The organism is Rhodococcus sp. BP-160 (genome assembly GCF_019836205.1).
In the GTDB taxonomy this organism is placed as follows: Bacteria; Actinomycetota; Actinomycetes; order Mycobacteriales; family Mycobacteriaceae; genus Rhodococcoides.
In genome coordinates this window covers 95,402-118,519 of sequence record NZ_JABUEK010000004.1, presented here as the reverse complement: position 1 = coordinate 118,519, position 23,118 = coordinate 95,402, and the positions used below count along the sequence as shown (strand labels likewise).

General features: G+C 69.3%; 16 protein-coding genes and 1 pseudogene. 7 read left to right on the top strand and 10 right to left on the bottom strand.

The window, feature by feature from the left end:
- Positions 1–11: 11 nt before the first annotated feature.
- Positions 12–722 (bottom strand): alpha/beta fold hydrolase, encoded by a 711-nt coding sequence (locus HQ306_RS16805; RefSeq protein ID WP_222632773.1) that lies wholly within the window; start codon positions 720–722, stop codon positions 12–14.
- 161 nt (positions 723–883) lie between these two features.
- On the opposite strand from HQ306_RS16805, the gene HQ306_RS16800 reads away from it, so the two are divergent.
- On the top strand, positions 884–1,090 hold the full coding sequence (locus HQ306_RS16800) for a hypothetical protein (RefSeq protein ID WP_204868713.1): 207 nt from the start codon (positions 884–886) through the stop codon (positions 1,088–1,090).
- Positions 1,091–1,186: 96 nt separating this feature from the next.
- Here HQ306_RS16800 and HQ306_RS16795 read toward each other — a convergent pair whose 3' ends face one another.
- Genes HQ306_RS16795 through HQ306_RS16785 form a run of 3 tightly spaced genes read right to left on the bottom strand, consistent with a single transcriptional unit; the run spans position 1,187 to position 5,201 of the window.
- On the bottom strand, positions 1,187–1,837 hold the full coding sequence (locus HQ306_RS16795; RefSeq protein WP_056448340.1) for a DedA family protein: 651 nt from the start codon (positions 1,835–1,837) through the stop codon (positions 1,187–1,189).
- Between the two features lie 20 nt (positions 1,838–1,857).
- The gene (locus HQ306_RS16790; protein WP_222632772.1) at positions 1,858–4,131 is read right to left on the bottom strand and encodes an excinuclease ABC subunit UvrA; all 2,274 of its coding nucleotides are present in this window, start codon (positions 4,129–4,131) and stop codon (positions 1,858–1,860) included.
- 32 nt (positions 4,132–4,163) lie between these two features.
- The gene (locus HQ306_RS16785) at positions 4,164–5,201 is read right to left on the bottom strand and encodes a GTP pyrophosphokinase family protein (protein WP_056448346.1); all 1,038 of its coding nucleotides are present in this window, start codon (positions 5,199–5,201) and stop codon (positions 4,164–4,166) included.
- A gap of 87 nt (positions 5,202–5,288) precedes the next feature.
- On the opposite strand from HQ306_RS16785, the gene HQ306_RS16780 reads away from it, so the two are divergent.
- A complete protein-coding gene (locus HQ306_RS16780) occupies positions 5,289–5,717 on the top strand; it encodes a hypothetical protein (RefSeq protein WP_222632980.1) in 429 nt (142 codons plus the stop codon).
- On the opposite strand, the pseudogene HQ306_RS16775 reads toward HQ306_RS16780, so the two are convergent.
- The 3 genes and pseudogenes from HQ306_RS16775 to HQ306_RS16765 all read right to left on the bottom strand — a co-directional run bounded on the left by HQ306_RS16775 (position 5,714) and on the right by HQ306_RS16765 (position 8,292).
- Positions 5,714–7,074: pseudogene (locus HQ306_RS16775) on the bottom strand (dicarboxylate/amino acid:cation symporter). The gene HQ306_RS16780 and the pseudogene HQ306_RS16775 overlap by 4 nt on opposite strands.
- A gap of 187 nt (positions 7,075–7,261) precedes the next feature.
- Positions 7,262–7,573 carry an AzlD domain-containing protein gene (locus HQ306_RS16770; RefSeq protein WP_222632771.1) on the bottom strand — a complete coding sequence of 104 codons (312 nt, stop codon included), beginning with the start codon at positions 7,571–7,573 and terminating at the stop codon, positions 7,262–7,264.
- Positions 7,570–8,292, bottom strand: coding sequence for an AzlC family ABC transporter permease (locus HQ306_RS16765; protein WP_261770161.1), 723 nt, complete (start codon positions 8,290–8,292; stop codon positions 7,570–7,572). The genes HQ306_RS16770 and HQ306_RS16765 overlap by 4 nt, the downstream gene beginning before the upstream one ends.
- 74 nt (positions 8,293–8,366) lie before the next feature.
- Between HQ306_RS16765 and HQ306_RS16760 the strand changes: the two genes are divergently transcribed.
- Positions 8,367–8,921, top strand: a complete 555-nt coding sequence (locus tag HQ306_RS16760; RefSeq protein ID WP_056448549.1) for a helix-turn-helix domain-containing protein — start codon at positions 8,367–8,369, stop codon at positions 8,919–8,921.
- On the opposite strand, the gene HQ306_RS16755 is transcribed toward HQ306_RS16760, so the two are convergent.
- Genes HQ306_RS16755 through HQ306_RS16745 form a run of 3 tightly spaced genes read right to left on the bottom strand, consistent with a single transcriptional unit; the run spans position 8,905 to position 12,720 of the window.
- Positions 8,905–9,855, bottom strand: coding sequence for an asparaginase (locus HQ306_RS16755; protein ID WP_222632770.1), 951 nt, complete (start codon positions 9,853–9,855; stop codon positions 8,905–8,907). The genes HQ306_RS16760 and HQ306_RS16755 overlap by 17 nt on opposite strands.
- Positions 9,852–11,315 (bottom strand): amino acid permease, encoded by a 1,464-nt coding sequence (locus HQ306_RS16750; RefSeq protein ID WP_222632769.1) that lies wholly within the window; start codon positions 11,313–11,315, stop codon positions 9,852–9,854. Before HQ306_RS16750 ends, HQ306_RS16755 begins: the two co-directional genes overlap by 4 nt.
- 7 nt (positions 11,316–11,322) lie before the next feature.
- Positions 11,323–12,720: an aspartate ammonia-lyase gene (locus tag HQ306_RS16745; RefSeq protein WP_222632768.1), complete on the bottom strand. Its 1,398-nt coding sequence runs from the start codon at positions 12,718–12,720 to the stop codon at positions 11,323–11,325.
- A 157-nt stretch (positions 12,721–12,877) separates the two neighbouring features.
- Between HQ306_RS16745 and recC the strand changes: the two genes are divergently transcribed.
- The 4 genes from recC (at position 12,878) to HQ306_RS16725 (ending at position 23,076) form a co-directional block, all read left to right on the top strand.
- The gene (recC, locus tag HQ306_RS16740) at positions 12,878–16,213 is read left to right on the top strand and encodes an exodeoxyribonuclease V subunit gamma (protein WP_222632978.1); all 3,336 of its coding nucleotides are present in this window, start codon (positions 12,878–12,880) and stop codon (positions 16,211–16,213) included.
- A gap of 25 nt (positions 16,214–16,238) precedes the next feature.
- On the top strand, positions 16,239–19,553 hold the full coding sequence (locus tag HQ306_RS16735) for a UvrD-helicase domain-containing protein (protein WP_222632767.1): 3,315 nt from the start codon (positions 16,239–16,241) through the stop codon (positions 19,551–19,553).
- Positions 19,550–21,427: an exodeoxyribonuclease V subunit alpha gene (gene recD, locus HQ306_RS16730; RefSeq protein ID WP_222632766.1), complete on the top strand. Its 1,878-nt coding sequence runs from the start codon at positions 19,550–19,552 to the stop codon at positions 21,425–21,427. Before HQ306_RS16735 ends, recD begins: the two co-directional genes overlap by 4 nt.
- 203 nt (positions 21,428–21,630) lie before the next feature.
- Positions 21,631–23,076 (top strand): hypothetical protein, encoded by a 1,446-nt coding sequence (locus tag HQ306_RS16725; RefSeq protein WP_222632765.1) that lies wholly within the window; start codon positions 21,631–21,633, stop codon positions 23,074–23,076.
- Positions 23,077–23,118: the final 42 nt, after the last annotated feature.

Sequence of the window (23,118 nt, the reverse complement as noted above, 5' to 3'; positions counted from 1 at the left end):
CGGCACATAGATCACCTGAGCACCTCGATGACAGCAGCGGGATCGTCCGCCATCATCATGTGCCCGGCGTTCGGTATCTCGACGACCTCGACACCGGCCCGACGAAGCCGGCAGGACTGGGCGGGTTCTCCTGTCCTCGATCCGTACACCAGTGTTCGCGGCAGGTGGGACGCCAGCAGGATGTCGAGAACGGTGGTGTCCGGTGGCCCCACGCAGAGGCCGACAGCGCTGCGGTGAAGTGCGACCGGATCGGCCCGCCGCAGCGTCTCGGCCCACTCGGCGTCGGCCCGACCGATGAGTGACGTCACCCCCTGTGTCGCGAAGTCCTCTTCCGACTGTCCCGCGATCTCGACACTCGCGTCGCCGTCGAAGGGGAGAAGGTTCGGCTCGAGCACGGTCAGTCGTCGTACGAGGTCGGGTCGTGCCCGCGACAGGACGATGGCGATGGATCCACCCATACTGTGTCCGACGACGTCGAGGCCGACGAGTCCGTGCTGATCCAGCATCCGGGCGACGGCGAGCGCGTGATCGTCCAGGGTGTAGCCGTCGGTCGCCACGTCGGCGCTGTCGCCGAAACCGAGCAGATCCGGGAGCAACCGCAGGCGGTCGTCCAGTCCCGCGGCCACGGTCCCGAAGGCAGCGACACCCGCCGACCCGAGACCGTGAAGGAACACGGTGGCTCGACGACGTTCGCCCGGCAACACCGCCGTGTGGAGGGTCATGACGCAGACGCTACCGGGTCTCGCTGATTCCGCGGAACGTCCGATTCGTCGTAAATGATGGTGCGGCCGGTGTTTTCAGCGCACTCTGAGGTCACGAGCCGTCGAGAAACGTACTGTCGACCGGGGTGCGCAGAGCGCGCATCGGTCGACAGGAGGACGTCATGGCAGGCATCGCCGACAAGTTCGACAAGGCATACGCGGACAAGTCCATCGAGGAACTGGCCGACGCGCCGGTCGCGGCTCTGAAGGGCGTCAGCGACGGCGACGCGGAGAAGTTGAAGGCCGCCTTCAACATCACCACGGTGCGCGATCTCGGCACCAACAAGTATTTTCTGTGGGCCCAGGCTGCGGCGACGCTCGCGCAGTAGGGCAGTCACACCCTCGCGAGTACGTCCGAACTGTCGTGATCCTGGCTCCCACCACGGCAGTATCGGCGTACTCGCGGAGGGTGGTGCAGGGTGCGGTCAGGCGTCCGACCGTCGGCGCCGCCGGACGCGCTTGGTCACCAGCACCACCACCGCCACCGCGATGAGCCCGATGACGACGTACTGGAACACCGAGGCGTAATCCTCGACGTAGTGCCAGTTCTCCCCGAGGAAGTAGCCCGCGAGCACGAAGATCGTGTTCCACAGGAGGCTGCCGAGCGTCGTGTAGAGCAGGAACTGCAGGACCGGCATCCCGGACACGCCTGCGGGCACCGAGATGCCGGATCGCACGAGCGGAATCATCCGACCGAAGAACACGGCGGAGCGGCCGTGGCGCACGAACCATTCGTCGGCCTTGGTCAGATCGTCCGTGCTGACGAACGGCATCCTGTCCACGGCGGCGTACATCCGGTCGCGGCCCAGCTTCTTGCCCAGCCAGTAGAGGCCGAGAGCGCCCAGCACCGATCCGAGCGTGGTCCAGAACAGTGCGCTCGCGAGGGAGAAGCCACCCTGCGACGCGGTGAACCCGGCCAGCGGGAGGATGATCTCGCTGGGCAGCGGTGGGAAGAAGTTCTCGGCGGCCACGGCGATGCCGGCGCCCGGCCCGCCGATGCTCTCCATCAGGCTGACGGCCCAGCCTGCGATTCCACCCAGTTCCGTACTGGCGGCAGCGGTGACGATGTCGCTCATGCCCGCACTTTACCGGGGGTTTACTCCGCGAGAGCCCGCGCGAGGTGCGTGCCGGTGTGCGTCCGGGCCAGAACGAGCTCGTCGACGGTGCCCGTGAACACCACCTCGCCGCCGTCGTGACCCCCGTCGGGACCGAGGTCGACGACCCAGTCGGCGGCCGCGACGACGTCCATGTTGTGCTCGATCACGATGACCGATCGGCCCTCGTCGACCATGCCGGACAGCAGTCCGACCAGGTTGTCCACGTCGGACGAGTGCAGTCCGGTGGTGGGCTCGTCGAGCACCAGGACCGGGGAGTTGCCCACCAGTTCCGTCGCCAGCTTGAGGCGCTGACGCTCGCCGCCGGACAGGGACGTCAGGTTCTGGCCCAGGGACAGATAACCGAGACCGACATCACTGCACCGCCGGAGTACGTCGCGCACCTTCTTCACGGTGAAGAACTCGCGGGCCTCGTCGACGGACATGTCGAAGACGTCGGCGATCGAGACGCCGTCGACGGTGTGCTTGATCGCGCCGGATCGGAAGCGTCGACCCTGGCAGGTCTCGCACGTACTCGACACCGGGTCGGTGAAGCCGAGGTCGGTGAAGATCATGCCGGTGCCCTGACAGTCGGGGCAGGCTCCGTCAGAGTTCGGCGAGAACAGCGCTGCGGGTTGTCCCGTTCGCTTGGCGAAGTGTGCACGGATCGGATCGAGCAGTCCGGTGTAGGTGGCGGGGGAGGAGCGGCGCGAACCGCGGATGGGTGCCTGGTCGATGACCACCGCGTCGGGCCGGACGTCGCGGAGGTGGCCGTGGATCAGACTCGACTTGCCCGAGCCCGCGACACCGGTGACCGCCACGAGAACGCCGAGCGGGATGTCCACCGACACGTTCTTCAGATTGTGGCTGTCGGCGTTCTCGATGCGCATCCACCCGTTCGGAGTGCGCGGGGTGCGCCGCGATCGACCGTCTCGACGCAGCGCCGTCCCGGTACGCGTCTCGGACTGCCGCAATTCGGGCCAGGTGCCCTCGAAGACCACCGTGCCGCCGTGCTTTCCGGCGCCAGGGCCGATCTCGACGATGCGGTCGGCGATGGCCATCACCTCCGCGTCGTGTTCGACGACGAGCACGGTGTTCCCCTTGTCGCGCAACGCGATCAGCATGTCGTTCAGCCGGTGCACGTCGCGCGGGTGCAGCCCGGTTGTGGGCTCGTCGAAGACGTACAGCATGTCGTTGAGCGTGGCGCCGAGGTGGCGCACCATCTTGATGCGCTGGGACTCGCCGCCCGACAGCGAGGACGTCGCACGATCGAGGCTCAGGTACCCGAGTCCGAGATCGACCAGTCGACGGAGCTGTGTCACCACCTCGCGGCGTGGGCCGTCCAGGTCGCCGAGCGCCCACGTGTCCATCACGTCGGCGAGGTCGGAGACCTGCATCGCGAACGCGTCGGGGATCGAGAGTCCCTCGAGCGTCGCGGCGTGCACCGTCTCGTTGAGGCGAGTTCCCCTGCAGGACGGGCACACTCCCCGCGTGACGATACGGTCGTACGCCTCCTTCGACTTGCCCTTCAACGCGTCGGCATCCTTGGAGAGATAGCTTCGACGGAACCGGGAGAGCAGCCCCTCGTACGTCTTGAACACGGCGTCCGGGTTGACCATCTCGACCTCGCCGGGCGACGCGTCGAAGAACAGGTGCCTCTCGCGCGGGGAGTACTGCTCGAGGGGAACGTCGAGATCGAACAGTCCCGAGTCCGCGTACAGCCGGTAGGGCCACTTGCCGGGCAGGAAGTCCGGGTGCTTCACGGGGCCCTCACGCAACGACTTCGACTGATCCACCAACTCGTCGATGTCGATGACCTTCGCCTCGCCCAACCCCTCGCACTCGGGACACATGCCGGCAGGATCGTTGAACGAGAACGCGTTGGCATAGCCGATGGGCGGGGTGACTCCGCGCGACCACAGCATGCGGAGCCAGTCGCCGATGTCGGTGATGGTGCCGACGGTGGAGCGAGGGCTGCCGAAGAGGCGCTTCTGGTCGACGATGACGACGGCCGACAGGTTGGCGATGAGATCGGCGTCCGGCCGACCGTAGGACGGCAGGAAGGTCTGGGCGAACGCGCTGAACGTGGAGTTGATCTGCCGCTGCGCCTCCGCGGCGATCGTGTCGAACACGAGCGAGCTCTTCCCGGACCCCGAGACCCCGGCGAACACGATCAGCGACCGTTTGGGGAGATCGATGTCGATGTCACGCAGATTGTTCTCCCGCGCGCCGCGCACGGTGATGGTGGACAGAGCGTCGTTCGGTGGCGTCGTCACGCCGTAGGGATACCAGACCGAGCGGACACCCGTCAGCCGGACTGGCCCTGCAACTTGCTCAGTCGGTAGCGCAGCTTGCCCGGACGGTCACGCTCGGTGGTGAGCGAGGAGGTGCGCGCGATGTGGGCCTCGCCGAAGCGGTCCAGCAGGAGGTCGTCCACCATCCGCACCTGACCGGGGCGGTACTGGTAGTCCATGGCCGCCGTCACGTACTCGACTCGTGCGGGGTCGAGGGCCTCCTCGAGTTCCGCGCCCGTCGTGATCCCGTTCGCGTTGACGAGAGTCAGCAGCCACTCGTAGTGACCGCTCCGACTGGGGGTGTAGTCGGGAAGGAGGTCGGTGACGATGGTGCGCAGCTGATCGGCGGTGAGCTGGAGATCCATCCCGCGTGCGGCATCGGCCGCGCGCAGTTCCGTGATCTTCTCCTTGTGGTGCCGATCGGCGAGTTCGAACTGGGCGTCCGCAAGTTCGATCAGCCCCGCCGCGAGCGTGAACGCTCGGTCGATGGTCGGCGAACCCTGCGTGCGGGAGTTCTTGAACCGGATGTCGTGCTCGATCTCCGCCCAGGCGTGCTGCAGCACGGTGCGGATCTGCACCTCGAAGCCGAGGCCGGTGAACTGCTCGCATCCCGCCGGGACGCGGTCGCCGTCCGCACTGAGGATGAGGTGCCGTCCGGCATAGCCGAACACGCCGGACTCCTGGGCGAGGGACGACTTGTCGATGGTCTTGAGCAGCACGAAGTGCTTCGAGATGGCGTCCGCGACGCGGTCGATGTCCGACGTCAGATACGTGATGACACGGATCCCGACGAGATCGGTGACCTCGGCGAGCGGATCGGTGAACTCGAGCGACCCGTCCTCACGGAGGCGGGCGAACTTGCCGGCAGCGGACTCCACGGACTTGGTACGTGCCTCGACGGCGTCGATGTCGATGTCCGCCTCGGAGACGAACGTCTCGACGGCGGCCGACAGCGCTGCCGTGGCCGCGGCGAAGTGATCCCACCGCGCGCGGTACTCCTCGACGGAGCTGTGCAGCCCTGACGGTGAGGGTGGGGACGACGTGGGGCGCATGGTGGAGATTCTGCCCCACCATGGTCCAATGCTCGCGTGACGCTCCGAAGCGGCCCGACCCGACCGGCCTCCGGCCTTCCCGCACGCGTGGTCGACTGGGACGCGACGCTCCTGATCCTGGCGTCCGCACTGATCCTGTTGGCCGCGTTGATCCTCGGCGTCTGGAAGTTTCGCCAGATGGCGACGTCCGAGAACGGGCAGGCGCACCCGTACGTGGACATCGCTCACCGGGCGGCGCTGATGTACTCGTTCGCGACTCTGGTCCTGGTGCCTCTGGTGCACTTCGGCGCGTGGCCGACGTGGGTGAATCTGGTGGCGTCGGGGGCTGTCGTCTTCTTCTTCGTCGCCGCGATCGTCAGCTACGTGGTGCACGGATTCCTGCGCGACACCGACAACCAGTTCGTCCGCCCGGTGCCGGGAACGCATGCGTTCATGTATGCGCTCGCGGCCACCGAGATCGGCGGACTACTGGTGTTGATCGTGGGTTTCGTGCGCGGGCCGCTGTTCGTGAGTTAGCGCGCGAGCTCCACGTCGTCGACGAACGGGTCGCCGTTGCGCGGGGCGTCGAACCGCTCCTGGTCCAGGATGCCTTCGCGCTTGGCGACGATGGCCGGGATCAGCGCCTGGCCGGTGACGTTGACGGCGGTGCGACCCATGTCGACGATCGGCTCGACCGCGAGCAGCAGACCGACACCGGCGAGCGGCAGGCCGAGCGTGGACAGCGTCAGGGTCAGCATGACCGTGGCACCGGTGGTGCCCGCCGTCGCCGCGGAACCGATCACGGAGACGACCACGATGAGCAGATAGTCGGTGATCGTGAGATCGACGCCGTAGAACTGGGCGACGAAGATCGCGGCGATGGCCGGGTAGATGGCCGCGCACCCGTCCATCTTGGTGGTGGCGCCGAGCGGAACCGCGAACGACGCGTACTCGCGGGGCACACCGAGATTGCGCTCGGTGACGCGCTGAGTCAGCGGCAGGGTGCCGATGGACGAGCGGGAGACGAACCCGAGCTGCGTCGCGGGCCACACGCCCGAGTAGAAGTTGCGGATCGAGAGACCGTGCGCCCGAACGATGATCGGGTAGACGACGAAGAACACGATGGCGAGTCCGACGTACACCGAGACCGTGAAGACACCCAGCGAGCCGATCGCGTCCCATCCGTACGTGGCGACGGCGTTGGCGATGAGCGCCGCCGTACCGATGGGGGCCAACCGGATGATCCACCACAGCACCTTCTGCACGATCGCGAGCAGAGAGGCGTTGAACGTCAGAAACGGCTCGGCCGCTTTGCCCACCTTCAGCGCGGCGATACCGATCGCCGCGCGACGACGAGCAGCTGCAGGATGTTGAAGTTCAGTGTGGTGCTCAGCGCACCCTCGGTCTCGCTGGTGCGGGCGCCGAGCGCCAGGAAGTTGTTGGGAACCAGGCCGGTGAGGAAGGACCACCACGACCCTGTGCTCGACGGTTCCTTCCCGAGATCTGGCGAGACGCCGGTGCGCGAACCCGGTTGCGCAACAAGCCCGATGATGATGCCGACGATCACGGCGATGAATGCGGTGATGGCGAACCACAGCAGGGTCTGGCCTGCCAGGCGTGCCGCGTTGGTGACGGCGCGCAGGTTGGCGATGGAACTGACGATGGCCGTGAACACGAGGGGCACCACGGCGACGGTGAGCAGTTTGACGTAGCTCGATCCGATGGTCGACACCGTCTCGACGAGCCAGTTGGGGTTGCCGTCGGCGGCGTCGGGCATGGATCGGGCGATCAGTCCGACGATGACGCCGAGGATCAACCCGGCGACGATCTGGGGCCCGAACGACGTGAGCCAGTGCGGCAGTCGACGGGTGGGGGCAGCGCTGGGCGCGGACATGGTGGTGCCTTCCGAGAATGCTGGGGCGGCCGAGAACAACGGCCGAGAAAAAGGGTGCGCGGTGGACGAGTGGACCGGGGAGGAACACGGTCTATCGACAGATGGCGCTGGCCTGCAGGCGAAGGTCGACGTAGCGACGCGAGGTCAGGAGCAAGGGCACTCGGACGATGCTACGCCCGTGCCCGGGTCAGCTGACGCCGAGCCAGCGCAGGCCCGCGGTGACTGCCGCTGCGGCGACGACCACGAGCACGAAAGGCGCTCTGCGCCAGGCGAGAACAGCGGCGACGAGGACCCCGGCGGGGAGTGCGAGGCCCGCGTCACGGGGAAACGTCGAGGTCGCGACGAGGGCGACGAACACGACGGCGACCGCCGTGGTCATCGACTTCTCGGCCGGCGCGGACAGCTCCCGGCGCCCGCGCAGCGCGATCCCGATCAGGCGGAACGCGAACGTGCCGACGGCGAGTGCGGCGACACCCGCGAGAATGGCCCCGGTGCTCACGAGGCGTCGTTCCTACGCCCGTGTCGGAGCACGAACGGCATGACGGCGATCAGGGCGAGCACCACGGAGACGCCGGCGGGCACCACGACCCCAGCGGCGACGGCGACCACGGCGCCGACACCCGCGGCGATGCGTGTCACGCGATCGCGCAGGGAGGGCATCACGAGTGCGAGCAGGACGGCAGGAAAGGCGGCGTCGAGTCCGAGCGACTCCGCGCTCTCCACGCCGGCGCCGAGGCCCACACCGGCCAGCACGCCCAGATTCCACGCGAGGAAGAGGAACGCGCCGCAGAACCAGAACGAGAGGGTCCTGCCCCGCCTGGTGGTCGAGGCCATCGAGAAGGCGACCGACTCGTCGGTGACCAGATGGGCCCCGAGCAGTCGTGCGGCGGGTCGGTCACCGAGCAGCGGTGCCACCGAGAAGCTGAGCGGAAGCAGTCTGCCGTTGATGAGGAGCGCGCTGGACACCGCGGCCACAACGCTGCCGCCGCCGGTGAGTACTCCGACGAAGACGAACTGCGAGGCGCCCGCGAAGACCGCGATCGACAGGAGGCAGGGGAGCCACCACGGCAGATCGGAGGCGACGGCGATCGCACCGAGCGAGGCACCGACCAGGGTGTCGGCCAGGCACACCACGGCAATGTCCCGCACCGCCACGTCGGGGTCGTCCCGGAGCGTGAGCCACAGGGGTGTTCGCCATATCGAACGCATGGTGCTCATGGTGAACGGTCGCGGTGCCGTTCGTCAAGGCGAACGAGGGGAGTGTGAGACGAACACTGTGGCATCATGCAGTCATGTCCGACAGCGCACCCATCGCCGCGATCGCCGCGTCGCTCGTCCGGGAGCGTCGACGTACGGGCCTGTCTCTCGCCGAGGTGGCCCGGCGCGCGGGTATCGCGAAGTCGACCCTCTCCCAGCTCGAGTCGGGAACGGGCAATCCCAGCGTCGAGACGCTGTGGGCTCTGAGCGTGACGCTGAACGTGCCCTTCGCGCGCCTGGTGGAACCGCCGCGGCAGGAGGTCCGCCTGGTACGACGCGGTGAGGGTCCGTCGATCGCCGCGGAGTCGTCGGACTACACCGCGACACTGCTGTCGTCCTGCCCACCGACCGCCCGCCGCGACCTGTACCTGCTCGCCGCCGAGGTGGGGACGCCCCGGCTGTCCGATCCGCACATGCACGGGGTGATCGAACACGTGGTGGTGTCGTCCGGCCGGGCGGTGTGCGGGCCGGTGGACGCGACCGAGGAGCTGGGGCCGGGGGACTACCTGTCGTACCCCGGCGACGTGCCCCACGTGTTCGAGGCACTCGAGAACGGGACGACTGCGGTGATGGTCACCGAGCAGTACTGATCGAGGCCAGATCCGCTGTGACCGGCAGGCGGTTGCTCAGCAACGCGCACAGCAGGATTCGCGCCTGGGCGGGACTGAGGTCGCCCGCGGACACCGCACCGGCACGTACCAGGTCGGCGCCCCCTCCGCCGCCGCCGTAGGTGGTGACGACACCGCCGGACGGCACCCGCGTCGACAACATCACCGGGACACCGGCATCGGTACACCGGCGCACAGCGTCGACGACGGCGGCATTCGCATTGCCCGCGCCCATCGCCTGCAGCACGATCCCGTCGGTGCGGGCGGACCGCAGGGCGTCGATGACGAGTCCGTCGACACCCGGGTAGAGCGCGACCACGTCGACCCGGATCCCGTCGATCGAACTGTCCGGCAGCGTCTCCCGCGGAACCGGGTCCACCGCCGGCGTTCCGGAGTAGGCATCGAGCGCGGTCGTGTGCGATTTCCGTACCCCGCGGGCCCGGAGAACGCGCGGGCCCAAGGCGACGAGTACACCGTGGCCCCGTCGCTCGGGATCGGCGGCCACGCGGAGCGCCGACTCGACGTTGTGCGGGCCGTCGCTCTCGACGTGGTCCGCGGTGCGTTGGGCGCCGGTGATCACGACGGGGCGAACGTCGGTGTGGGAGAGATCGATCAGCATCGCCGTCTCCTCGAGGGAGTCGGTGCCGTGCAGGACGACGACACCGCTCACCGCGTCGTCACGCAGCGCCTCGGTGACGGCGCCGCGGACGGTGTCCATGTCGAGGAGCGACATCGCGGCACTGTCGACGCACAGGACGTCGGTGACTCGGACCCGGACTCCCACGCGGAGTCCGGCATCCACCAGGACGTCGTGGGCGTGACGGCCCGTGGTGCTGACACCGTCGGGGCCGACGCGGCTGGCGATGGTTCCGCCGGTGGTCAGGACGACGACCGTCGGCAGTGCGGGTGAACTCATCGGGCGACCGTTCCCCCTCCCGCACGGGCGCGCTCGCGGGCGAGCCGCTCGATGCCCGGGCGCGCTGCGCGCCAGCCGATGACCAGCGCGGGAACGATGACCAGGAGGGAGGCGAGCGTCCAGGTGCCGATCGGGTAGTCGAAGCCCATCAGGACCAGGACGACCACCAGGAAGACGAGGGTGGCGATGCCGGTGTACGGGGCGCCGAACAACCGGAAGGACGGCCGCGTCACCACGCCCTCCTTCGACAGGTGCCAGAGCTTGAGCTGGCACAACACGATCATGGCCCAGGCGCTGACGATGCCGAGCGCGGCGAGATTGAGCACGATCTCGAACGCCTGCTCGGGCACCACCGCGTTCAGCACCACTCCGAGCAGGGTAACCGCTGCCGTGAGCAGGATCCCGCCGTAGGGCACGCCGGCCTTGCTCATCTTCATCGCGAAGCGCGGCGCGCTGCCCGCCGCGGCCATCGATCGGAGGATGCGACCGGTCGAGTAGAGCCCGGCATTGAGCGAGGACAGCGCCGCCGTCAGGACGATGAGGTTCATGGCGGTGTCCGCGCCCTCGACTCCGATCGAGCCGAAGAACGTGACGAACGGGCTCTCACCCGCGCGGTAGGCGGAGTAGGGCAGCAGGAGCGACAGCAGCAGCACGGACCCGACGTAGAAGACCGCGATGCGGATGATGACGGTGTTGATCGCCTTCGGGATGACCTTCTCGGGGTTCGGCGTCTCGCCCGCGGCGGTACCGACCAGCTCGATGGAGGCGTAGGCGAACACGACGCCCTGGATGATGACGACGGCGGGCAGCAGACCGTTGGGGATCAGCCCGCCGTTGTCGGCGATCATCGACAGGCCCTGCTCCTGGTTCGGTGTCCCCCTGACGAGGAGGTAGAGGCCGATGCACAGGAACGCCACCAGGGCGAGCACCTTGATCAGGGCGAACCAGAACTCCAGCTCGCCGAAGACCTTGACCGACACCAGGTTCAGCGACAGAACCAGCAGCAGTGCAGCGAGGGCGAAGACCCACTGCGGTACCGACGCGATCGGGTCCCAGTAGCGGCCGAAGAAGTTCATGTAGAGCGCCACGGCGGTCACGTCGACGACGGCGGTCATCGACCAGTTGAGCCAGTACAGCCACCCGGAGACGAAGGCGGCCTTCTCCCCGAAGAACTCGCGAGCGTAGGACACGAAGGACCCGGACGTGGGCCGATGCAGCACCAGTTCGCCGAGCGCCCGAAGGATGAGGAAAGCGAAGAACCCGCATACCGCGTACGCGATGACGAGTGCCGGGCCGGCCTGCGCCAGACGCCCACCTGCACCCATGAAGAGGCCGGTTCCGATGGCGCCGCCGATGGCGATCATCTGGACCTGCCGCGTTTTCAGGCCTTTGTGATAGCCGTCGTTCTCGGCGGCGTGGAGGGCGTCGTCGGCGCCGTGCTGATCGGTGGTCGTGGTCATCGGGTCCTCAGTTCTGGAGGTTCGCGAGATGTTCGGGGCGGAGCAGTTCTTCGAGACGTGTCGCTGTCAGGAGGCCGCGTTCGAGCACCAGCTCCGCGACTCCTCGTCCGCTCTCGAGTGCCTCCTTGGCGATCTCGGTGGCGGCCTGGTATCCGATGTGCGGGTTGAGTGCCGTGACCAGTCCGATGGAGTGTTCGACGCTGTCTCGCAGGTGGGCCTCGTGCGCGGTGATCCCCACGACGCACTTGTCCGCGAGCGTCCGGCAGGCCGCACCCAGGTGCGTCATGCCGGAGGTGAGCGACTCCATTATGATGGGCTCGAAGGCGTTGAGCTGCAGCTGACCTGCCTCGGCCGCCATCGTGATGGTGACGTCCTGGCCGATGACCTGGAAGGCCACCTGGTTGAGCACCTCGGGGATGACGGGGTTGACCTTGCCGGGCATGATCGACGAGCCCGCCTGTACTGCGGGCAGGTCGATCTCGCCGAACCCTGCACGCGGTCCCGAGGAGAGGAGGCGGAGGTCGTTGCACACCTTCGACAGCTTCACGGCGCACCGCTTGAGTACTCCCGAGAGATGCACGAACTGACCGACGTCCTGCGTGGCCTCGACGAGATCCGTCGCGCTGACGAGGGGGAGTGCGGTGATCTCGCGGAGGTGCCGGACCGCTGCCTCGCGGTAGCCGGGGGCGGCGTTGAGTCCGGTACCGATCGCGGTGGCGCCGATGTTGATCTCGTGCACCAACAGTGACGCCTCCTCGAGGCGGGCGCGGTCCTCGTCGATCATGACGGCGAACGTGCCGAACTCCTGGCCCAGTGTCATCGGCACGGCGTCCTGCAACTGGGTCCTGCCCATCTTGACAATGGAGCGGAACTCCTCTGCCTTCGCGCGGAAGGCGTCCTGCAGGATGCGCATCGACTCGGACAGTTCGGCCACCGCGAGGATCGTCGCGATGTTGCAGGCGGTCGGGTAGACGTCGTTGGTCGACTGGCCGAGGTTGACGTGCTCGTTGGGGTGCAGGTGCGCGTACTCGCCCGGACGGTGGCCGAGCAGCACCAGCGCGCGGTTGGCGATGACCTCGTTGGCGTTCATGTTGGTCGACGTGCCGGCGCCGCCCTGGATCACGTCGACGACGAACTGGTCGTGCCACCGGCCGTCCAGGATCTCGCGGGCGGCCTGCAGGATCGCGTCGCCGCGCACCTGGTCGAGAAGACCCAGTTCGATGTTGGCCGCCGCGGCCGCGTACTTCACGGCGGCCAGCGCGCGGATCAGTTTGGTGTTCGACGAGATCGGTCGTCCGGTGATGGGGAAGTTCTCGGTGGCGCGCAGAGTGTGGATGCCCCACAGCACGTCGGCGGGCACCTCGCGCTCTCCCAGCAGGTCGTGCTCGGTACGGGTGGCGGCCACGGCGTTCTCCTTCGCTTGCTGTCAGGCTGTCTGACAGGTTGAGTGTGAACCACGGCACAGTGGATGTCAACGGCGATCTGTCGGAGCCGGGCGCTACGGTCGGGTCGACACCGGACCTCACGGTCGGTGGGACACCATGACGTTCCAGGAGGGCCACGTGCTCGAGCTCCACCGCGCCGAACGCGCGAGCACGTTGGCCACCGGTCTCGCGACGCTGCTCGCCGAGCCCCTCGCGGACGCCTTCGCCGCAGACGTCGTCGCGGTCCCGGCGAAGGGCGTGGAGCGGTGGCTCCGACAACGGCTCTCCCTCTCGTTGGGGGCGGCAGGAGTGTCGGACGGCATCGCGGCGAACATCGACTTCCCGTCGCCCGGCCGCCTGGTCGACGACGTCCTGGCCGTGGTGACGGGCGTGGACGCCGACTCGGATCCGTGGGCCGCGGGCCCGTTGCTGTGGACTGTCCTACGCGTGATCGACGAGTGTTCGACCGAACCCTGGTGCTCGGTTCTCTCCCGGAGCATCGGCGGTGCGGCGGCGGCGCCCGACGATCACCGCCGTGGTCGACGCTGGTCCACCGCGTCCCACGTGTCCGGGCTCTTCCGTTCGTATGCCGCACAACGGCCCTCGATGATCGTCGACTGGGCGTCCGGTGCCGACACGGACGGCGCCGGTGCCCCGCTCGCGCCGGATCTCCTGTGGCAGGCGGAGCTGTGGCGCCGGGTGCGGGAGCGCATCGGGGTGCCCGGCCCCGCGGAGAGACTGGACCCGGTCTGCGACGCCCTCGCCGAGGACGGGTCGATGCTCGATCTTCCGTCGCGCCTGTCCCTGTTCGGGGCGACCCGTCTCACCACCCTGCAGCGACGCGTGCTGCGGGCGGTGGCCGATCACCGCGACGTCCATCTGTGGCTGCCACACCCCAGCCCGGTCTCGTGGGCTGCGACGTCCCGGCGTGCGGGCGCCGGGTCGGTGCGGCGTGTCGACGCGCCGCCGGTGTCGACGGCGGGTCATCCCCTGCTGGTGAGCCTCGGCCGCGACGTGCGCGAGTTGCAACCGCTTCTCGAACCGACGGCCGATGCGGACCGCCATCTCCCCGATCCGGAGCGGTCCGACGCGCGGCGTGTCGAGGCGTCGACGACCGTCTTGAGGCGGATGCAGAACGACATCGTGGCCGACCGCGCCCCGGCCGCGCCCGACGTCCCGGGGATGGACGACAGCGTGCAGATCCACGCCTGCCACGGCCCCGCCCGGCAGGTCGACGTGCTGCGCGACACCTTGCTGCACCTGTTCCAGGACGATCCGACGCTCGAACCGCGCGACGTCCTGATCATGTGCCCGGACGTGGACACCTTCGCTCCGCTCGTGCGAGCGGCCTTCGGGAACGAGGGCGCGGTGGGTGATCCCTCGGCGCACCCGGCGCACGGACTCCGCGTGCGGCTGGCGGATCGGGGGCTCCGGCGCACCAATCCCGTGCTCGACGTGATCGCGGCGATGATCGAGATGGCAGGGGACCGCGTCACCGCGTCGCAGATGCTCGATCTCGCTGCGTCCGAGGCTGTGCGGACCCGGTTCCGCTTCTCCGACGACGATCTCGAACGTCTCGCCGAGTGGACACGGGTGTCCGGTGCGCGCTGGGGCATCGATTCTGTGCAGCGAGAGTTGTTCGGTCTGGGCGACTTTCGTCAGAACACGTTCACCGCGGCCATGGACCGACTGCTCCTCGGCGCCGCTGCCGACGAGACCACGGGGGACTGGCTGGGCCTGGCTCTTCCCGTGGACGACGTCGACGGGAACGACATCGATCTCGCCGGTCGGTACGCAGAACTGGTCGACCGGGTCTCTGTCGTGTTGCGCGGTATGCGGGGCGAGCATCCGGTCCGGACGTGGCGCGCGAGCCTGATCCGAGCGATCGACCTGCTCACCGAGGTCGGGCCGGCAGACGTCCGACATCGGGTCGACGCGCTGCGGGAACTGTCCGCCGCGCTGGAACACGGTGACGACATCTCCCTGCAGCTCGCCGACATCCGGTCGATGTTGCGCGATCGCCTGGCCGGGCGCCCGACGCGATCGAACTTCCGCACCGGAGAACTGACGGTGTGCACCATGGTCCCGATGCGGTCGGTGCCGCACCGGGTGGTGGTGTTGCTCGGGCTCGACGACGACGTCTTCCCGCGCGCCGGCCACCTCGACGGCGACGACGTCCTCGCACGCGGTGCGCTGATCGGCGAGCGTGACATCCGCAGCGAGGACCGTCAGCTGCTGCTCGACGCCCTCATGTCGGCCGGCGAGAAACTGGTTCTCTTCCACACCGGGGCGAATCCGGTGTCGGGTGCCCACGAACCTCCCGCCATCCCGTTGTCCGAGGTCATCGAGGTCGTGGCGGCCACGGCGGGGGTCGAGAACAACCGCGCGGTCACGCGGCACCCGCTGCAGCCGTTCGATCCGTCGATCTTCGACGGCAGCGCTCCCGCCGGGTTCGACAGTGCCGCGCTCGCGGGCGCGGTGGCGGCGAGCGCTCCCTTCGTGCCGCGGCAGCCGTTCCTCGACGGTCCGCTTCCAGCGCGAGACTCCGCGGACGTGGCGTTGGCGGAGCTGGTGGCGTTCGTGCAGAGCCCTGTCACCGCGTTCGTGCGGCAGCGATTGAAGGTGGGTCTGTCGGGGCGGGACGACGACGTCGTCGACGCCCTCGCCGTGGAGCTGGACGCGCTGTCGGCCTGGGACATCGGAGAGCGCATGCTGTCGGCGCTCCTGACCGGTGTGGAACTGGCCGACTTCCGGGCCGCGGAATGGCGCCGCGGAACGCTGCCGCCCTTCGCCCAGGGTGCGCGCCTGCTCGAGCAGATCGAGAACGACGTGGTGCCCATCGCCGACGCGGCGGCCGAGATCCACGTCGGGCCGCCGGAGAGTGTGGACGTCGTCGTGGATCTGGACGGGGGGCGGCGGCTCACGGGCACCGTTCCCGGGGTGCACGGCACCACCGTGGCGCGCACGTCCTATTCGAGGATGGCCCCGAAGCGGCGACTGGAGGCCTGGATACACCTGCTGGCGGTCGCGGCGCAGAGCGGCTCGGACGGATGGACGGCGGTCACCACCGCGCGGGGTCGGTCCTCACGGCCCGTGTCGCGGTCGACCCTCACGACACCCGAGGACGCCCGCGCGGTTCTGGCAGAGCTGGCGGACCTGCGCGACCGCGGTCTGCGCGAGCCACTGCCCCTGGCGCTGAAGTCCGGGGAGGCATACGCCACCAGAGTCGTTCGGGGAAGCAGCGAGGAGATGGCCCTCGCGGCGGCAGCTCAGCAGTTCTCGGATCGGTTCGGCGACGTCACGGAGCCGGCGGTACTTCTGGTGCACGGAAGCGGAGTCGACTTCGGGCAGTGGACAGCGATTCCTCCGGCCGCCGACGAGGCGGCGTGGTCGGCCGACGGCACGCGCTTCGGTGTGCTCGCGCGACGAGTGTGGCAGCCGTTGCTCACCCACGAGAGCATGGAGCAGCGATGAGCGCTCTCGAGAGATCGGAGCAGCGATGAGCACGTTCGATCTGACAGGGCCGCTCCCGCTGGGCACCACCGTGCTCGAGGCGAGCGCCGGCACGGGCAAGACCTACGCCATCGTGGGCCTCGCCGCCCGCTACGTCGCTGAGGGCGTCACCGACATCGCGGGCGTACTGCTGGTGACGTTCAGCAAGGGCGCGACGCGCGAGCTTCGCGAACGCACGCGTGCACGCTTCGCCGAGGTCGCGGCCGCCCTGGCGGATCCGTCGGCGGCCCGTACGGGCGGTGACGAGCTGATCGCACTGCTCGCCGACGTCGACCACGACGAGGTGGTGCTGCGGCGCACTCGGCTGCTGACGGCGCTGTCGGAGTTCGACGCCGGGACGATCGCCACGACGCACAGCTTCTGCCAACGCATGCTCGACGGACTCGGGATCGCGGGCGAGCGGGAACCGGACGCGACCTTCGTCGAGTCCGTGGACGATCTCGTCGACGACGTGGTCGACGACCTGTATCTGCGTCGCTACAGCGCAGAGGTCGGTTCGCCGCCCCTGACCGTCGCGCAGGCGCGCACGGTGGCCCGGGCCGCGGTCTCGGACCGGCGGGCCGTGCTCAGTCCGGACGCTCCCGACGACACGGCGGCCGGTCAGCGGGTCGCGGTGGCCCGCGAGGCGCGGGAGGAGACCGAGCGCCGGAAGCGGAGGCTCGGGGTCCGTGATTTCAACGACCTCCTCGAACTCCTGCACGGCGTGCTGTCGGACGAGACGCACGGCCCGGCCGCGTGCGCGCGTGTCCGCGAGAAGTTCACGGTGGTGCTCGTCGACGAGTTCCAGGACACCGACCCGCTGCAGTGGTCCATCCTGCGGAGGGCGTTCCACGGGCACTGCACCCTGGTTCTCGTCGGTGATCCCAAGCAGGCCATCTATGCGTTCCGCGGCGCCGAGGTGCTCAGCTACCTCGACGCGGTCGCGGTGGCGGACCGGCATCTGGCACTCACCACCAACTGGCGGAGCGACGCGGCCGTGATCGGCTCGCTCGCGCACCTGTACGAGGGTGCCGCACTGGGACATCCCGACATCGTCGTCACTCCGGTGACGGCATCGCACCGGGAACCTCGTCTGCTGGCCGCCACGACGCGGGACCCGCTGCTTCCAGTGCGCCTGCGCGTGTTCGGTCGAACGGGCTCCGGTCCGCTGAACAACAAGGGCCTCCCGGCCACCGAGAAGGTTCGACTGCGTATCGCCGACGACGTCGCGCAGGACATCGTCGCGCTTCTCGACGGCGACGCGACGCTGACGGTCGACGGCGCGTCGCCGAGGCCTGTCGCTCCCGGAGACATCGCCGTGCTCGTCCGGTCGGGCAGACAGGCCGAGCAGGTGCGGTCCGCTCTCGAGCGCGCCGGCGTGCCGTCCGTGCTGTACGGCGGCTCGTCGGTGTTCGCCACCGAGTCCGCGGTGCACTGGCTGCTGCTCCTGCAGGCACTGGAGCAACCGCACCGTGCCGACGTCGTGCGGCGCGCCGCGCTCACACCGTTGCTCGGATGGTCTGCTCGCAGCCTCGACGAGGGTGGCGACGCCGCGACCTCCGCACTGAGTGCGCGCTGCCGCGAGTGGTCCGCGCTCGTCACGGGGGTGGGCTTCGCGGCGATGGTCGAGAATCTCACCGGATCCACCGAGCTCCAGAAACGTCTGCTGGCAACCGAATCCGGTGAACGCGATCTGACGGACCTGCGGCACGTCGCGCAACTCGTCCAGCGCGAGTCGCTCGAGGGCGGACACGGGGTGACCTCGTTGACCCGCTGGCTGGCCGACCGGATCCAGGACCCCACGAGCGGCGCTGTGGCCGACCGCAGCCGACGGCTCGACAGCGATGCCGAGGCCGTGCAGGTGGCCACGGTGCACGCGATGAAGGGGTTGGAGTTCCCGATCGTGTACGTCCCGTTCGCGTGGGGTGCCGCCGGATCGTTCGATCCGGACACCCTGCTCTTCCACGATGACGAGGGTGCGCGTGTGCGCGACGTCGGTGGGTCCTCCACTCCGGGGTACCGCGAACGCAAGCAGCGCCACGACGAGGAGGCGGCGGGCGAGGAGATGCGCCTCCTCTACGTCGCTCTGACCCGCGCGCAGTGCCGTCTGGTGCTGTGGTGGGCACCGACGGCGATCACGGCGGCGTCCCCGTTGCATCGACTGCTCTTCGGCAGAGTGCCCGGCATCGCGGAACCGGAGTCGACGGTGCGCCTGCAGGACGATGCCTCCGCGACGACGACCCTGCAGTCGCGCTGCGGCAGCGCGATCGGCGTCGAGGCGGTGCAGGACGTGACGGTGGTGGCCCGGCCCGCGCGGACGTCCGAGAGAAGCGGTGGCGCACTGGCCGTCGCGCACTTCGACCGGAGGCCGGACACCGCGTGGCGGCGAACGTCCTACTCTGCGCTGACCGCGGGCGCGCACGATCAGCCGGTCGAGGTCGTCGAATCCGAGGACCCGATACTCGGCGACGAACCGGTGGAGGACCCGTTCGCGGCAGGTGTGGGCGCGGGGGCCCCCTCGCTCATGAACGGTCTGCCCGCGGGAGCCGCGTTCGGCACCCTGGTGCACGAGATTCTCGAGTACGTCGACACCTCCGTCGACGATCTGCCTGCAGAGGTGCAGCGCCGGTGTGTCGATGCCGTCTCGGCACACGGTGCCGACATCGACGCGGATCATCTCTCTCGGGCGCTGACGGCCGTCCTGCGCACGCCCCTGGACTTCGGCGCGGCGGGCACCGGCACGCTCGCCGAGGTCCACCCGTCGAACAGGCTCGCCGAGATGGACTTCGAGATCCCGTTGTCGGGCGGTGACCACGCCGCGACGGCGCACGTGACCGTGCACGCCGTCGCCGATCTCGTGGCGGACCACCTCGCTTCGGACGACGTGCTCGCGGCCTATCCGCAGCGGATGCGCCGACTCGACGACCGGACGCTCCGGGGCTACCTCACCGGCAGTGTCGACACGGTCCTGCGTGTCGGGTCGTCCGACGAATCCCGCTACGTGGTGGTGGACTACAAGACCAATCGCATCAGAAGTGGCGACCTCACCGTCGACGACTTCACGGTCGAGGACATGGCCGGCGAGATGATGGAGTCGCACTATCCGCTGCAGGCACTGCTCTATTCCGTTGCGCTGCATCGCTATCTGCGGTGGCGTCGACCGGGATACGACCCCCGGATACACCTCGGAGGAGTGCAGTACCACTTCGTCCGAGGCATGATCGGCCCGGACACTCCGCCCGGGCGCGGGGTCTTCTCCTGGGCGCCGTCCCCCGATCTCGTGACGGCGCTGTCCGATCTGCTCGCAGGAGTCCGGTCGTGACCGCGGCGTACCCGGGCGCTGTCGCGCAGCGCGGCAAGGGAGTGCTGCGCGCGTTCAACGACGTCGGCGTCCTCACCGCGGCCGACGTGCACGTCGCCCTCCGACTCGGCGCGCTCGGCGGGGAACGGGACGAACTGGCGCTGTTCGCCGTGGCACTCGCCGTGCGCGCGGTGCGCGTCGGCTCGGTGTGCCTGGACCTGACCCGCCTGCGCGACGTCACGGCCGACGACGGGGTCGACACGGACGCTCTGCCGTGGCCGGACGACGCGGCGGTCGTGGCCGCCCTCCGGGCGAGCCCACTCGTCCTGGGCGGGGAGAGCGGTCCGCTGCGACCGGTGCTCGTGGTGGACACTGCGGACGGCCCGTTGCTCTACCTACAGCGGTACTACTTGCAGGAGAAAGTGATCCGGGACGTGCTGGCTGCGCGCGCACTCGACGCGCCGGCTGTCGACGTGGAGGCGGTGCGGCAGGGACTGGCCACCTACTTCCCGAGCACCGAGGTGCCCGACAGGCAGCGCATCGCGGCGGCACTCGCGGCGACCGGGTGGACCACTGTCATCGCGGGCGGCCCCGGAACGGGCAAGACGCACACGGTCGCTCGTATTCTCGCTCTGCTCACCGCCGTGCACGGCCCCGGTCTACGGATCGGGCTCGCCGCGCCGACCGGGAAAGCGGCTGCGCGACTGCAGGAGTCGGTGGCCGAGCAGGCACCGGAACTGGGACTGCGAGACGACATCCCGGCGATGACGGTGCATCGGCTGCTGGGCTGGCAGCCCGGCAGCCGCAGTCGGTTCCGCCACGACGCACACAACAGGCTCCCGTACGACGTGGTCGTCGTCGACGAGACGTCCATGGTGTCGTCCACGCTGATGAGCCGACTCATGGAGGCGGTCCGCGCCGACACCAGGCTCGTGCTGGTCGGCGATCCCGACCAGCTGACCTCGGTGGACGCGGGCGCGGTGTTGGCCGATCTGGTCGCGCGGCCGGTGACGGCGGCGTTGCCGGAGGTGGTCACCGCCCTGGTGGGCGCCGACCTCGGGTCCGTCCCGGCGGCGGGGGACTCGTCGGAGAAGAGTCTCTCGACGGGCGAGGTGCGCCGACTCGCCGCGGGCACCGTGCGACTGAGCCGCGGGCGTCGGTTCGGCGGTGTCATCGCCGATCTCGCCGTCGCTGTGCGTGACGGCGACGAGGACGAGGTGGTGCGCCTGCTGAACTCGGGCGATCCCGCCCTCGAGTTCGGTCCGCGGTCCGACGTGTCATCGCTCGAACGCGATGTGGTCTCCACGGCCCGGGCCGTGACCGCGGCCGCCGCGTCCGGTGATGCGGCCGCGGCCCTCGCCGCTCTCGAGCGGCACCGCCTGTTGTGCGCGCACCGCGAGGGCCCCTCCGGTGTGGATCACTGGGCACGGTGGGCGATGGACCGCGTGGGCGCCGACACCTCGACCTTCCTCGACGCCGCACAGTGGTATCTCGGGCAACCGCTCCTGGTGACGACGAACGACCACGACAACCGTATCTACAACGGCGACACCGGCGTGGTCGTCGACGACGGACACAGCGGCGTGGTCGCCGCGTTCGCGCGCGGGTCGACTCCGTTCCTCGTTCATCCCAGCAGGCTGTCGGCCGTGCAGACGGTGTACGCCATGACGATTCACCGCAGTCAGGGAAGCCAGTACGACACCGTCTCGGTGGTCATCCCGGACGAGACGTCGTCGCTGTTGACGAGGGAACTGCTGTACACGGCCATCACGCGCGCCCGCCGCACCGTGCGCATCATCGGCAGCGAGGAGTCGGTGCGCGCCGGTGTCCGTCGCCGGGTGCTGCGGGCCAGCGGACTGCGTCGCGACTCGCCGGTGCCCTTCGGTCACTCCTGATCCACCGCGCGCGCGGCGTCTCGTGGCAGTCGGTTCTCCGAGCACTGCCCGCACGTCGTGCGTGTGCGCTATATTCTCCTCGACTGCGGTCGGGGGGACCGTTACAGGCGGTGAAAACAGGACGGGGGACAGGGTATGAGGAGTCGTCACCACCTGCCCGTCGTCCGGTCCACCTCGGCACCGAGCCACGACGAGCTCGCCTAGTGTCCACATTCCTCACCCCGGGCGTCGAACACGAACCGCGACCGCACCGCCGCGGGTTGTTCGGCTCGCACCCCGGGACCACCGAGAGCGAGGATCGGCGGGTTCTGTCCGGCGCTCTCCCCGTCCGACACCGCATCGTGATCGCCGACATCGGTCTCGGCGAGATCCTCGGCAGCGATGCGCTGGCCGGGATGTCCGCCGCGGTCGGCGAGCGTCGGCCGGGGGGCGTGATCGCCTGGGATCTGGCCGGTGAGGCCACCGGGCACGGTGCCGCCGCGCAGATCGCCGAGGACGTCGAGGCCCTGGTGGCGCCCGAGTGCGATCCGCGAGCACTGTCCCACTACGTCGACACCCGGCCCGAAGGGCACGATGCTCTCGGAGCGGATGCGTCGCTGCAGGACCCGCACGCCATCGAGGCCGTTCTGACCGTCCTGACGCACCACCGGCAGACCGTCGTCGTGCACGCCCGCAGCGACGAGCAGCACTTCGTCGCGATGATCGACGACGCGGACTCGATCGTCGTCCCGATTCCCCATTCCGAGGCCGCCGCACTGCGCGTCGTGGCACTGATGGACTCGCTCCGCGGCAGCGGCCGCGACACCTGGTCGGACCGCATCGTCGTCGTCAAACACGATGCGGTACATGCCGGTTCGCGATCCGGCTCCACGGATCTGCGACGCGTGCTCGGGGATGCGGGCGTCCGCACCGTGCTGGACGTGCCGTCCACGTCGGACTCCGATGCGGACGTTCGCCGCGCCTGGTCGCACGTCGCCGCCGTCGTGATGCGGACGCGCGGGCCCGTACGCCCGATCGTTCCCGACGCGCACCCGGGTCTGCACGCCGACGACCACACACCCTCCTTCGACAGCACGACGGCGACACTGCGCGCGCGCTCTGCCGACACCCGGCCGAGTCGTCGCAGCGGGCGACTTCCCGCCCTCGCCGCCCTCGGTGCCCTTCTCGTCGCGGGAGGACTCGGCACCGCCGTCATGATGCAGCGCGCCCCCGCGGATTCCGCACCGGTCCCGGTCGCCACCGCGGGTGTCGGTGCGGACGCGGCCGATCAGACCGCGTCGGCGGCGCCGCCGCCGATCGATGCGGCCCGCGCGAGTGGTCCCGCCGTGATCGTGCGCTACGACGATCTGTACTACCGAGATCGCGACGCCGCAGCGGCCGCAGCGCTCTGGGATCTGTCCGACACGGCCGGTGTGGACGCCACGGTGGCCGATCTGCAGCGATCCATCGACGCGGTGGACCCGGCGATACGGCACCGCATCGACGTGGCGTCCACCTCCGACCCGCTCGTCTTCGACGCCGTCCTGACACTCACGGTTCCGGACGGCCGGGAGTTCCGGTACGACCAGCAATTCACGGTGCGGGAGGACGACGACGGCTTCGCCATCGTCCGCAAGATCGACTGCACCGGCGTCTGTCCCGCTCCGTGATTCGTCTTCCGGCCCTCCTCCCGCCACGACTCGAGAGAGACA

Excerpts from the sequence above, each read along its gene's own strand:
- HQ306_RS16805 (WP_222632773.1), bottom strand. The coding sequence starts at position 722 with ATGACCCTCCACACGGCGGTGTTGCCGGGCGAACGTCGTCGAGCCACC.
- HQ306_RS16800 (WP_204868713.1), top strand. The coding sequence starts at position 884 with ATGGCAGGCATCGCCGACAAGTTCGACAAGGCATACGCGGACAAGTCC.
- HQ306_RS16795 (WP_056448340.1), bottom strand. The coding sequence starts at position 1,837 with ATGAGCGACATCGTCACCGCTGCCGCCAGTACGGAACTGGGTGGAATC.
- HQ306_RS16785 (WP_056448346.1), bottom strand. The coding sequence starts at position 5,201 with ATGCGCCCCACGTCGTCCCCACCCTCACCGTCAGGGCTGCACAGCTCC.
- HQ306_RS16765 (WP_261770161.1), bottom strand. The coding sequence starts at position 8,292 with ATGAGCACCATGCGTTCGATATGGCGAACACCCCTGTGGCTCACGCTC.
- HQ306_RS16760 (WP_056448549.1), top strand. The coding sequence starts at position 8,367 with ATGTCCGACAGCGCACCCATCGCCGCGATCGCCGCGTCGCTCGTCCGG.
- HQ306_RS16755 (WP_222632770.1), bottom strand. The coding sequence starts at position 9,855 with ATGAGTTCACCCGCACTGCCGACGGTCGTCGTCCTGACCACCGGCGGA.
- HQ306_RS16750 (WP_222632769.1), bottom strand. The coding sequence starts at position 11,315 with ATGACCACGACCACCGATCAGCACGGCGCCGACGACGCCCTCCACGCC.
- HQ306_RS16735 (WP_222632767.1), top strand. The coding sequence starts at position 16,239 with ATGAGCACGTTCGATCTGACAGGGCCGCTCCCGCTGGGCACCACCGTG.